This is a genomic window from Metabacillus rhizolycopersici (assembly GCF_020075705.1).
In genome coordinates, this window is sequence record NZ_JAIQUM010000014.1 from 47528 (window position 1) to 61431 (window position 13904).

The 13904-nt window shown below is 35.8% G+C and carries 8 protein-coding genes; 3 read left to right on the plus strand and 5 right to left on the minus strand.

Features of this window, described 5'->3' with window-relative positions; all coding sequences use genetic code 11:
* Nucleotides 1-552: 552 nt before the first annotated feature.
* The 3 genes from K9V48_RS08945 (at nucleotide 553) to K9V48_RS08955 (ending at nucleotide 5275) form a co-directional block, all read left to right on the plus strand.
* Nucleotides 553-2181 (plus strand): acetolactate synthase large subunit, encoded by a 1629-nt coding sequence (locus tag K9V48_RS08945; protein ID WP_224138463.1) that lies wholly within the window; start codon nucleotides 553-555, stop codon nucleotides 2179-2181.
* 102 nt (nucleotides 2182-2283) lie between these two features.
* On the plus strand, nucleotides 2284-2835 hold the full coding sequence (locus K9V48_RS08950; RefSeq protein WP_224138464.1) for a DUF2232 domain-containing protein: 552 nt from the start codon (nucleotides 2284-2286) through the stop codon (nucleotides 2833-2835).
* Nucleotides 2836-4459: 1624 nt separating this feature from the next.
* A complete protein-coding gene (locus K9V48_RS08955; protein WP_224138465.1) occupies nucleotides 4460-5275 on the plus strand; it encodes a lipid II flippase Amj family protein in 816 nt (271 codons plus the stop codon).
* A gap of 648 nt (nucleotides 5276-5923) precedes the next feature.
* On the opposite strand, the gene K9V48_RS08960 is transcribed toward K9V48_RS08955, so the two are convergent.
* From K9V48_RS08960 to K9V48_RS08980, 5 genes are all read right to left on the minus strand, one after another.
* Complete coding sequence (locus tag K9V48_RS08960; protein ID WP_224138467.1) at nucleotides 5924-6655, minus strand: hypothetical protein; 732 nt, start codon at nucleotides 6653-6655, stop codon at nucleotides 5924-5926.
* A gap of 17 nt (nucleotides 6656-6672) precedes the next feature.
* Entirely contained in the window at nucleotides 6673-7827 is a 1155-nt protein-coding gene (locus K9V48_RS08965; RefSeq protein ID WP_224138469.1) for a ParM/StbA family protein, read from the minus strand.
* A 573-nt stretch (nucleotides 7828-8400) separates the two neighbouring features.
* A complete protein-coding gene (locus K9V48_RS08970; RefSeq protein WP_224138471.1) occupies nucleotides 8401-10950 on the minus strand; it encodes a PEP/pyruvate-binding domain-containing protein in 2550 nt (849 codons plus the stop codon).
* Nucleotides 10951-11640: 690 nt separating this feature from the next.
* On the minus strand, nucleotides 11641-11961 hold the full coding sequence (locus K9V48_RS08975) for a cytochrome-c oxidase (protein WP_308012535.1): 321 nt from the start codon (nucleotides 11959-11961) through the stop codon (nucleotides 11641-11643).
* A 455-nt stretch (nucleotides 11962-12416) separates the two neighbouring features.
* A complete protein-coding gene (locus tag K9V48_RS08980) occupies nucleotides 12417-13901 on the minus strand; it encodes a glutamate synthase subunit beta (RefSeq protein WP_224138473.1) in 1485 nt (494 codons plus the stop codon).
* Between the last annotated feature and the right edge of the window lie 3 nt (nucleotides 13902-13904).

Genomic DNA, 13904 nt, shown 5'->3' on the forward strand with positions numbered 1-13904 from the left:
ATCCATTTAGTATTAATGCATCTGCTTGAAGCAAGACAGCATCTCCATCTTCTGGAGTTCCGCCCCATAACTAGAACTTCAAATTTAAAGCCTCCTATCCGTCTAGGTAGAAGATGACTAGTGGTTTTAATAAATCTAAATATTAAGCAAGTTAAGATGCAAAAGACTCTTTTTTTGAATGGAAGCAGGGTCAAATGTCATGATGAATCCTGCTCCCCACCGCCTTCTGTTCATGATAACGAGTGTGTTCTCCCCTACCGACCTCTATATTACTATCAAAATTTGTACAGTTTTTATGGACTTTATAGAATACGCTAGAAACAATCTTATCAGGCTAACCATTTATTGCTTAAGAAGAGATTTTAAAAAACACTCTATATGGAATTGTCTTGAATGTAGGAGTCCATCATTTTGAATATTTTATGAATCGATAAATTTGCGAGATTTCTCCGTTCCTTTAATGAGTAATCTAAATAAATCCTTCCAAACAGGGTATAGATAAAGAAAAGATATACAAAGGCTTTCTAGTCTTATTTTAAAGGAGTTGTTTTTTTGAAAGCAGCAGAGCTTTTTGTCAAATGCTTAGAAGAACAAGGTGTGGAATACATATTTGGTGTACCTGGGGAAGAAAACATTCATTTACTGGACGCGATCAATCAGTCGTCCATTCAGTTTATCGTTTGTCGGCACGAAACTGGGGCAGCTTTTATTGCTGGGGTTATGGGGAAATTGACGGGAAAGCCTGGTGTTTGTCTTTCAACACTTGGACCTGGAGCAACAAATATGGTGACAGGTGTTGCTTGTGCTACCTTAGACCGGATGCCGCTCATCGCAATTACTGCACAGACCGATCTTGCAATGCAGCATAATGGTTCCCATCAATATGTAAATCTTATCAATTTATACAGCCCAATTACAAAATGGAATACAGCAATTCTCGATGGTTCCATTATTCCAGAAGTTGTCTCAAAAGCATTTACATTAGCCTTAAACAATTTACCTGGAGCAATCCAGATCGAATTGCCAAGTGATATCGCTTCATCCCTTGTGCAAGGAAAACCTTTACAACATCAGCCTGTTGCTAAAAAAGGGGTTGCGCCAGAACAAGCCATTAATGATGTTGCTTCAGCAATTAACGAAGCAAAGTTCCCAATTGTTATAATCGGAAGTAATGTCGTACGAGAAAGTGCAGCTACTGCTATTCTGTCGTTAATTGAAAAGCTTCAAATTCCGTTTATAGAAACATATATGGCAAAAGGAGTTGTTCCAGCAAATCATCCACTTCATTTACAAACAATCGGTTTGCCAGAAGGTGATTTTGTAAATCAAGCCTTTTACCGTGCAGATTTAGTCATTACGATTGGTTATGACCCAATCGAATATGGTGCGAAAAAGTGGAATCCATTGCAATCACCGATCATTCATATTAATATCAATGAACATGATATAGACCGTTATTATCCAGTTAAAGCAACACTTTTAGGTGATTTATCCGTGAATTTACAGAGTCTAACCGACCAGCTTCAACAACGGAATGAGATTGACCCCTTTTATCGAAATCTAAAGGAAACAATTACAAATGATTTGTTGATTCAGCAGACAAGTAATAACTATCCGTTGGCCCCACAATTCATTATTAAGGAAATCAGGGAATCCCTATCAAGCGATGATATTTTGTTATCAGATGTAGGAGCTCACAAACTCTGGATTGGCAGACAATATGAGGCACTGCACCCAAATACGTGCATCATTTCAAACGGACTTGCTTCCATGGGAATTGGACTACCAGGTGCAATTGGAGCGAAACTTGCCCTCCCTGACAAAAAAGTAATCGCTGTATGTGGTGACGGATCTTTTATCATGTCATTAGCAGAATTTGAAACAGCGATTCGATTGAAACTAGCGATTGTTATTATGGTCTGGATTGATGAAAGATACGGAATGATTGAGTGGGAACAAAAAAACATGCTAGGTCATTCAGCAAATGTTCAATTTCATAACCCAGACTTAATGGCTTTGGCAAATGCATATGGTGCAAAAGGGTTCAAAGTAAACCATGCAGTTGAACTAAAAGAAATCTTGCAAAAGGCCCTTTCTGAAGATGGTCCGGTACTTATTGAATGTCCAGTTGATTGTGAAGAAAATTTCCGGTTAACTGAACGGTTAAAAAACTATAAATGAGTGATAACCTACCAATATTATTTTTAAAAGACATTTTTACTAATGAAGGACCGGATAGCCGAATATAGTATGCATGACGAATGATTGAAGGAGGAACAACAATTGTTACTTCGATCGATATCAATGCATGCGAAGGTTTTTTCTAATTCTTTTAATAAAACAGCGTCGATTACAAAAAAGCTTACAACGATTGCCCTGTTAACTACATTGTCGGCTATCCTTCAATCAGCTGGTGGATTCATTCCTGTAGCTGGTTTGTTCATTAGTCCCTTTGCCACGGCACCCGTTATTATTAGTACAACTTTATCAGAAAAATATGGGGTTCTAGGCTACCTGTTAACCATTTTCTTGCTCGTACTCATACAACCAAGTGAAGTGCTGATTTTCACTTTTACTACTGGATTATTAGGAATTGGTATTGGTCTTGCTTATCATGTATGGAAACGGCGCCTTAGTCTCATTATTTCAGGGGCAATCGCATTGCTTAGTGGGATTCTGATTGTCTTACTCGTCTTTCAGTTTCCATTATTAGGACCTTCCATTCAACCAACAATCGACTTGCCATTGTTTTTCTCACTTGCATTTTTTTCGTTTTTCTATAGTTGGTTTTGGGTTGAGCTAAGTGTTTTTTTGTTTAAAAGATTGAAACGATGAACTGCTCCTTTTTTTATTTAGGCTGTTTTCGCAAACTTTGTTGCTATTGTCATATAGAGTGCCACCAATAGTGACCGGTTCGTCCCCATATTTCAGAAATCGGTCACGTAACTCCATTAAAGTTGCCCGCTTTTGCTCTTTTTCCTTGATTCGGGCTTCTACCCCATCAAAAAACAACAATCATTTAGAAAATAGCCTTAGAAAAAAGGAAGTTTTTTAACGAGATGAAACAATTTTTCTATTAACACTTTACAATAAGTCCAATTATTTTAGTCTCCTTTTTTATTTTGTTTTATAAACTAATGTTAAATTTTTAAATTAATTATTTTTTATGCTATATATTTTAATGAAAACTAGCTTAAATGACTGTGTAAAGGATTTAAATGATTTTTTCACCATTCACTATCATCCTTACGTATCATGCTTTCAAATTTCTGTAATAGCATTGCCTTTCCGATATCATTAGGAGCCTAAGTCTTCGATAAATGCCCTCCGTCCGTAAATATGGGCGGTGTAAAATCTAATGCCATTTCCCAATAACACGTCAAAGATCTACCTAGCGCATCTTATGTTATTTGTTCTTTATTTCACCATCAATCCCATTATGGAAAACCTTCTCATCTCCCCTGCATCATGCAGAATAAAACTTCTGTTCACTAGTTTTGCAGACATTATTAATGAAATATTCGGAATATAAAGAACATAGATAAACTAAGAAAAACAACGAAATCATAAGAAAAGCCTCTATATTGTTCGCTTACATTGTCATTGTTTCCGTTTTCTCCAGCTTTGTAAAAAGGTAGCTGATGTCTGATAATGAAGACATAACATATTGGAGGGAGATATCTTACATGAAAAAATTTATAAAGTTATTAGTTGAAGCAATAGAATTACACGGAAAAGCCCAACCAGAATACGCTGCTTTTATAAAGAATATAAAAAAACAAAAATAAGGATGTTTTTAATGAATTTATCTTGTCAATTTCATCAAAGTGATCCAGCGACCGATTCTCACGTGTGAAAAGAGAATCGGTTCTTTTTATTTCGTTAAATTGTATTAACTGATTCAGATGCAAATGCATTTCCTGCTGATAACCCAATTGTCGATAAGATTGATACAAACGATACAATGACTAAAAATAAACTTTTCATACTTCTTTCTATATAATTAATACTAAATATTTCAATATAACCTTCAATTAACTATCTCCTTTTGGAAATTTGTTAGTATATGTTTGTATATCCATTTTTTGGTTTTATATCTACCTTACCAAGCCTATTAGCTAATGGTAACAGGATCAAGTTAAGCTACAGCGTAAAGTAGAGTCCCTTATACTATCTATCCAACTTAGTGTAGCCTATCCACTTCTGATATTATGCAGGTAGGCTTTAGAGTCTATCATTCATCAGATACTCCAGTGTCTAAAGGAATGATACTATAAAAACTTTATGTTAACTAGATTTATATAGAGTATTCATCCCCTTTTAGATTTTGATTTAGCTAAAATGGTAGAATAATGTAGCAAGTAATATCAAATTATTATTACAGATTACCTTCTAAACAATTCAAAAATGTAGAATTTCATTTATAATACAACTAGAATCATTTTAAAAGGGGCTTTTTATGGAACTAATTACCGGTAAAGTAATGATAATATCTCTATTTTTATTGATCATAACAATGATTGAAACTCTAGCTTATGCAACTAGAATTTCAGGAACAAGAGTAAAGTTAATTGCAACTGCAATATCTTTGTTTAGTACGCTAGTGATTGTTTCGAGATTTTCTACCATGATTCAACAACCTTTAACCGCAAAACTTATTGCAGAAGCACCTGGTTTAAACAAATTACATTATATAGAGGAACAGTATAGAATTTTAATTGGAGTAACATCCATTGGAGTATTGTTGGGAATACTACTCTTTCCGACATTCATCAATATTTTTTCACGAGCCATTATCCAGTTATCAAATCAACGTGGTTCCGTCATAGCACTATTTTTAAATCAATTTAATGTAAAGGGTATTGTAAAGGTCATTAAGTGTTTTCGAGTACCAAGATTAACATACCTAAAGGGCATTACGTTAAAGACAATTCCTAAACGTCTCTTTGTAATTAATGTAATGGTTTCTGCGGTATTTACGATTGGGGTACTTTCTTCTATCTATGCCTCCATGTTAGTTCCACAAGATTATGCTCAAGCTGCATTAATGTCGTCAGGGATTATTAATGGAATTGCCACTATTTTACTAACATTGTTTATTGATCCAAAAGCTTCGGTGCTAGCTGATAGGGTCATGAATAAACAATGTGATTATATTTACTTAAAGAGTTACTCCGTGACAATGATTAGTTCGAAATTAGTAGGTACTATCCTGGCACAGCTCTTGTTTATCCCTGCTGCCTATTATGTCGCTTGGTTTGCCAAATGGATTTAGTATTTATCTCATAGATAGCTCTAAGCTTATTTCAGCGTGTGAAAAATCAAACAACATAACGGTAGAAATGTTAAGAGCATGAACCATCTCAAACAAAACTTTAAGATGGTTCATGCTCTTAATCTACTTTTTATTTGTCATTATATTTAATTGGTGAATCTCCTTTTTCACAACTTGTAGGACCTTCATTACTTGGTATAAATTTATTCCAATATTCGCCCGACTTCTTATCAAAAATAATCATATTATGTTCGTTTGCAGGGACTAATTCATATCTATATTCATTGTTATTACTAACTAGATTTGTATGCATACTCTATACAAATCTAGTTAACATAATCTGATTATAGTCAATAAAAAGGATCTGCTCACGATTGGAAGATCCTTTTTTTGCTGCTTGTCCTAAGCACCCGTTCAATAAGGAGAAAAAAATATTATGCAGGGTCTCGGCATTCATACCAAGTAAAGGTTTGCTTCCCATTTTGTATTGTTACTCGTGCTTTCAATACTTTATATCTTTACCATATTGTATCTAAATGAGAAATCCCAAAAAAGGGAGGCCATTTTATGTCCCTAAAAGGAAGCCTGGTGCCTCCTTTTACATACAAAAAAATAAAGGTAGAGGAACATCACTCCCCTACCTAATATTTAAAAATCTATATCTATAACTTCTTTAATTGTTCCCGTTACTCGATCACTTTCAAGTAACTGACCTTCTTTAAAATCATCAACTTCTTCTTTATGGTCATTAACAGGTCTCGGCTCATTATAATTAGGGTCAACAACAGGTCGTAAAGCAAGTTCCTTTTTAAGTAAGTTAATTTCCCCTAAAAACTCATTACGAAATGAATCAAATAACGTTCGTAACTCTTCTTTGTCTGGTTTATGCAAATCCTGCTCAACAAGTTTCGTTACATAATCCCGCAACTCATTTACTTGCGCAGGTCTCAACCCATTATAATCAGCACTAGCGACAGGACGTAAAGCAAGTTCCTTTTTAAGTAAGTTAATCTCCCCTAAAAACTCGTCACGGAATGAATCAAATAACGTTCTTGTATCTTCTTTGTCTGGTTTATGCAAATCCTGCTCAACAAGTTTCGTTACATAATCCCACAACTCATTTGCTTGCGTTTTTTGCTCTAGAAATGAGTAAACCTCAGGAGGCATTTCAGAAGTGCTTATAGCAAACATTTCACGTTCATATTTATTACTTTCTTTCTTTCTCATTACTCCGACCACATCCGTTGATTGATTACTAGCTGTAAGAAAAGCTTTAGATAGTATGTAAAATGGTGCAGCCATCTGAACACCTAGATGAAAATATACGTTCTCTAATCTATCAACTAACGCTTCATCGAGGCGTTTATTTTGGTTGCTCATACGTTCTCCTCCTTTTCTTAGGCGTAAACTGCATTTGTTTCATGTCTACTTAGAATTTCAAGACCATACAAATTTAATTTTCTTGTATCCGGCAGGAAAATATGATTTTCCTCTCTAATTTCTTCTCCATACATTATATCGATCAATTCTTGGATGAACCGTTTAAGGATTGGAGCTATCCCACCAATATAAACATACTTATAGACCTTATCTTTGGGTGATGGGAATGTATTTTCAATCTTAGTGATTAAAATTTGTGTATAGTCTCTTAGTGACTCATGGATTTTCTCTGTGAGATCTACTTTTTTACCACTGTTTCCATCCCTTTGCTCCATTTTTGGTTTTTCGATGTTATTGATAATGAATTCTTCCAATGAACGAACATCATCAAAATACTCGAGTAACTTTTCACTTCTTAGTTTTTCAATGTGTTTCAAATATGAAATATCTGTGAAGCAGTTCAATGAATCCCTACTCTTAGGAACTTGAAGACCTGCAGGAAGCAATGCAAGATCAACGGTTCCTCCACCCAAATCCACAATTAAGGTTTCAAAATTTTTGAATGAATTTCCTTCTTCCCTATCTTGTAAATCAAAATCTTTTTTAATAGCCCAACGAGCAATTTCACTTTCAATACGACATTTGCTTGTTTCAACGTGAATGGTTACAACTTTTTCTAATCCTGGAGTCAATATAGTAACTTTGTGATCCCCTTCAAATCGCCAGGCCATTTTATTTTGCATTTCACTGAACTTGTTCGTTTTCTTAAGTAACCATATTGGAAGCATAGTTGAGAAATAGTTTATGTTAACTCTGTTATCTTCTTTGTCTTTTCCTTTTATTGCATTGTAATAAGCAACTGAAGCCAGGAACATCACATATGGAATTTCAGATTCAGTTTTATCATGCAACTTGTTTATATGTATGTTTCCTAAGACCTGTTTTTCTGCTGCATTCCCTACAAGATAATACTTCTCTACTCCGCCAATTGTAGTTGAAATTAGCAAACTTTGAAGAAGTGATTCGGATTCATGTAAAGCTGAAGGAAAGTGACCTGCTGCTTTATCCTTTGTTATTTCTACTACATTTGTTGGAATCTCAAAATAATAGCCATCCACCAGTGTTTGAAAGATTGAATTCCCAAAATCAACGTTCTGACGTTTTATATCCATTACTATTCCTCTCCCTCATCCTTTTTCTTGATAATAAGTAGTATATATTCCTTTCCATTATTTGTCTAAGGTTATCTTACAAAAACTTTAAATCTTAATTGAAGAGAAAAATCTATTTTCCAAAAAATTGATAGGTCAATTGTTTAATAGGAACAGGTACTTCCACTAAAATGAATTTGGTGTTTTTAAATTGTTAAATTTGTAATTTCTTTTAGGCACTTATAAACATTTTTAAAATTACTTCAGCAAAAAAAGTCGTTTAGATCAATTCAATTAGATCCTGAGTAGTGTTTTTAAATTCATTTAATATTAACCTCGACTGTAGTAAAAAATCCTTATTTTATCTATCAATTTGGATAGATAAAATAAGAGTTTTTATAAAGAGGCAACTCTTAACTTTGTATTGTCACTCCGCATTTTCCTGACACTACCGAATCTAGAAGCATACCGAACCACTCTCAGGCAAGTAAAGTATTACTTTCAATTTGCACTTTCTCGTTATGAAAAAATACCAGTACGTATTTGATTAGTAGAAAGACTAGGCATAAATAGCAATAATGATTCCGGATACGCTCATTTACATAAAAGCCTTTGTGAAACAATTTCTGAGAATATTTCCATTCCATCTGTTTTAGCAATATGGATGACATCTGAAAACTGTGAGCTTTGGGGCAAAATCGATGCCAACATATTCTCTTTTTCTAAAATGACATTCGGATGGAATACTACTTCCTTTTGTCCATCAAAAATAGCCACATAAAAAATTCCCGATTCCACAAGATCCTGAAAAAAGTGGCTACCATAAGACAACTCGGGCATTAGTCCTGTTTCATTTGATGCGAACTCACAGATAACTGACATATTACTCAACTCTGTAAAGTGAACAGGTACACCTAATGATGGTGTGGTCGTACCCCATCTACCGGGTCCCATCAGCATGACGTTTTTCCCTTTCAGCGCAGTATTGATCAAACCTATTTGTCTGGCAACCGCATATTTCCCTTGTTCATTACGCTCTAAATAGCTTTTAGTATGAACAAAAACAACATAATCAATAGGCAATCGTACATTTCCTCCCATAAAGTTCCCTTTTGTGGAGAAAAAACAAGCCTGATCATCTGCCAGTTTCGGGATCTCGACCGAATGACCTAATCCTCTCGTCTGCAAAGGGCGACATTGTAAAAGATTAATCTTAAAATGGTTGTCTTTCGTGAAATTTGCGGTAAATTCAATGTCTACTGGATAGTCATAAACCTTAGATAACAGAGCGAGCATATCTTTCATAAGCTTTGGAAATTCAGTATTCTTAAGCAGCTTTTGAAAATCAAGAATAAAAGGGAGTGGTCTATTGGTATAACCAAGCTCATTTAGGCGGTTCACCGTTTCATAGTCGATACGTGCAAACATTTGTTGATCAACCTTAATATCATAAGGGATAATTTCTTCCAATCTTTTGCTTGTTAACGTATTATCTTTTAAAGAGAGAACATCAACATAATGCTGTGAAAACTTCTTTTGATCTTCGTAATTCATCAGTGGTAAGCGTAAAGGATTATCTAAGGTAACAATTTTGGCATAATCACCAACCGTTCTATCTACCGCCCTTGTGCCAAGTCCAAATACGAGGCGAAGCATGCCCGCATCCATATCTACACTTTCGTCCCATACATAAAGGTTAGAGGAGTTTCCAACGCCTGCAAGATGCGGGAAAAAGGTTTCTTGATAATGGTCTCCAGAAACACGCTGAATCAATATCGCCATCTGCTCGTCTCTCTCAAAAAGACCCCTGTTCATCCTGTAGGCGAGCGCTTCCTCATTCATTGTACTCGCATAAACGGTACGAATAGCCTGTTCAAACGCCTCATAGCGTTCTTTAGGAGTACCCTGGTTTACGCAGAACACACTCTCATATTTACCGGCAAAGGCATTCCCAAAGTTATCCTCTAGTAATGAGCTGGAGCGCACAATAATTGGAGATTGTCCGAAATACTCCAAGATGTGAACAAACTGCTCCTGAATATTCTCCGGAAATTTTCCGTGGAGAAGCTTTTCTTTCAATTCAGGTGCATGTGTAAAATAACCGTCCTTCGTCTTTTGCTTTGTCCGTAGCTTCCACCAGCCATTTTGAACAATATAGGTGTAAAAAACATCTGATCCAAGATAAAAGGAATCATGTGGCTCCAAAAAAGGAGTAAATCGCTCCTCTTCATCCTGCTCTAAAATCTTTCTCGCAAGAAGCATACCGACACTCTTTCCACCGATAAATCCTGTTCCTACCTCTCTTGATGCGATCATCAAAATATCACTTAAAGTAAAATATCTCTCGCACAACTCAACCATTCTCGATTCATTGCCAATCAGCAAGGAAATTAACAGTTTTTTAGTTGTTTCTCGCTGTTCTGGTTGAAGTGTAAGCGCATCTTTTGCTTTGGTGAAAACAACATCCCAGTAATCAAGTCTTTCCTCACCACGATGAATGCTGGAGAATAACTCGGCGGCCTCAGAACTCGCTGTGATAGAAATAGCCTCCTGCCCCCGGATTAAATGCGGAAAAAACATCGTAGGGGAATAACGTTGCTCCACCTTGAGTGGGTGAACATAAAATTTATCATTAACTTGATATAAATCAAGCAAAAGCTGTGTCGTTTCACGAATTCCTGCAATGGTGCTGTAAGTATGAACATTTCGCATAATCGCAAAATAAGCAATCGTATCTAACTCATACAAAAATGGACAAGAAACCTTAAAAAAGTTACCTATCATTAAATCAGAATACCAGTATTCTAACAAATCGGTCAGACAGTCAAAAACATAAAAAGTCTTCCTGCCTTCTTGCTCAATCAGATGATGTACCGTTGTCGCAAAGCTTTCAAACCCTTTGTTTGGATCGACAGGATACATTTTGATGTCTGGGCAATCCTCAAGTAACGGTTCATGGTTCCCAAAACGGACATAGACTAGCTTTCTATTATCCAGTCTAGCTTGTGCAACATATGGTTCAACCATTTTCTTATAGCTTTCTATTGAATCCACCTGCCAGACGACGTTATCTCCAAGACGAAGCTTGTCAATTGCTTGGTCGAAGCCAGCCATTCCTGTGCTTACTTTATCGTGCATGTCCATTGTGTTTCACCGGTCCTTTCTGATGTAAAATGTTATATTTTGCTCTATAGAAGCGGTACTATTTTCGTAGGGTTTGGATGATGATCGTAGAAATGACTATCTTGTTGTCAAATTTATCAATTACATTAGCTATTACAATCGTAAAGTAGTCAATCATATAAATCTTCATATTAGAACTTCTCGGTTGCTCATTAACTTTATCCCTTTCTTTGTTATTATAGCATTTCAAACATTTTGAAAATGATTAATTTTGAAAATATGCCATTATGAAATAAAGCTCCATATAGTAATCTTGTAGTAGTAAGAGAACATGTAAGAACTGCGCCTGACGGAAGCCTAACAAACAACTTGTCTTAAAAAGGTGAAACAGTAGAAAGTGTAGCTAATAAAGAATTTTCAAATAACACCGAATCAACTGATGAGATATCAACCTTAGAAAAAGTAATTGAAAATACACAAGCTGCAGTACTGGGCCAATCCGTTATAGATCAGTTATTGAGAGTATTGAAAAACAAGAGGAGAATAATAAATAATAAAATCGTATCTAACTTGTGCTTTATTATTTTTCAAGACTAATAGAAGTAGATGGATGTATAACTTTCGAACAATTGACATCCATCATAACTTTTTGGAATTTAAAGGAATAATAAAAGATCCCTAAAACTCTAGGGATCTTTTATTATTCTATGTTTACATTGTAATATCTTTGTTCATTACAATAGACTGATTTGCATTATTTTTTTTGAAAACATTAATAAGAAATAAAAGTGTACCAACAACAACCATTATGGAACCAATTATGATTGCTTGATTACCTGTAAGAATCTGAATAAAAAGAGCAACTTGCATCAATGGTACACCACTATTGTGTAACCAAAAGTGAGTTTGTGCTAATCCTGATTCTGCTGCTCGTGGGTAGATAGAATAAATAATACCGAATATTTCCATTGAAACCCAACCTAATAAATTTATTTGTGCATGAACAGATGTAAACGCGAAGTTATGAATCATTCCCATTACAAGCCCAAGGCAGACAGCTATAAAGAAGTAAACATAACTATATTGTCTTTTTATCAAATTTATGAATAGTCTTGAGGAAATATTTAAACAATAAGGGGCATCGTGGACAACAAAAGGACAATAACCATGGATGATACTTTCCTTTTGTTTTTCTACTATTTTAAGAATCGTTTTGTAAAAAACATATCGAACGCATCTCTCCTCGTTTGAGGTAATTCAAGACGATATTCAGATACAATGTGCATAACCAAGTCGCTCATCCTCCAACCAACGGTGATGGAACAGAGTTTTATATAAAATAATATACGATTACAGCGTTCCGCTTGACAAAGCAAGTACAATAAAAACTAGCTCATCTACATTCATCGCCAAATGTAAGAGTGAGCTAGTCGTTTTTATTCCTTTATTTCTTGATGCTACCATAAGTATAGGTAGCTGGTATAATCTTAAGGTAACCTAGTTTCACCCATTAAATATCTGTCACATTCTCTTGCAGCCCCTCTACCTTCATTGATAGCCCATACGATGAGACTTTGTCCCCGACGCATATCGCCAGCAGCAAAAATACCTTTAATATTTGTTTTGTATGTTTCATACTCAGCCTTCACATTTGAACGTTCATCTCTTTCAACAGCAAGATTCTGGAGAAAGCCTTCCTCTGGACCACTAAATCCAATTGCTAGTAAGACCAACTGTGCAGGCCATACCTTTTCTGTTCCAGGTATCTCTTTACGAACACGTCGTCCATCTTCAGACATTGTCGTTTCAACGTCAATGGTATGAACTTCTTTGACATGCCCATTTTCATCGCCTACAAATTTTGTCGTCATCACAGCATAGGCGCGTGGATCTTCTCCAAAAATAGCAGCAGCTTCTTTTTGACCATATTCGACTCGATGAATAACTGGCCACTGTGGCCACGGGTTATCATCAGGTCGGACGTCACCTTTTTTTTCATATATATCAAACTGTGTTAAGCTTTTGCATTTATGTCTGACAGAAGTAGCTAAACAATCTGTCCCTGTATCTCCCCCACCGATTACAATGACATCTTTGTCTTTTGCAGAGATATAGTCTCCATTCTCAAGTTTTGAATCTAATAAACTTTTCGTATTCGCATGGAGAAAATCCATAGCATAATGGATTCCTTTTAACTCTCTCCCCTCGACCTGTAAGTCACGAGGCTTCGTAGCCCCACCACATAGAATGACAGCATCAAATTCTGATTGAAGTGTAGACATTGGATAATCTTTGCCTATTTCTGTATTTGTCACAAACGTAATCCCTTCTGCTTTAAGAAGATTTACACGTCGTTCAACAACATAATAGGGAAGCTTCATTTCAGGTATTCCGTAGGTTAAAAGACCTCCAACTCGGTCATGACGTTCAAAAACTGTGACATTATGACCTGCTTTATTCAACTGAGCGGAGCAAGCTAAACCTGCTGGTCCAGAACCTATGACGGCAACTTTTTTATCAGTCCGAATGTCTGGAGGCTCCGGCTTTACCCAGCCTTCCTTAAACCCTTTTTCAATAATTTCAAGCTCAATAGAACGGATGGCAACCGGTGGTTCATTTATTCCTAGAACACATGAACCTTCACAAGGAGCAGGACAAGCCATCCCTGTAAACTCAGGAAAGTTATTTCTTTCATGTTCGCATTTCAAAGCTTCCTTCCATTGCCCTTGATAAACTAAATCATTCCACTCTGGGATTAAGTGATGAACAGGACAACCGGAAGTCATTCCATTTAACATCGTACCTGTATGACAGGTTGGAACACCACAGTCCATGCAACGTGCACCTTGTTGTTTCAACTCTTTTTCATCAAGATGTAATGTATAAACTTTCCAATCTTCTATTCGTTTTACAGGGTCACGTTCGGGTCTAGCTTGACGTTGATAGTCTAGAAATCCATTTGGCTTTCCCATCGT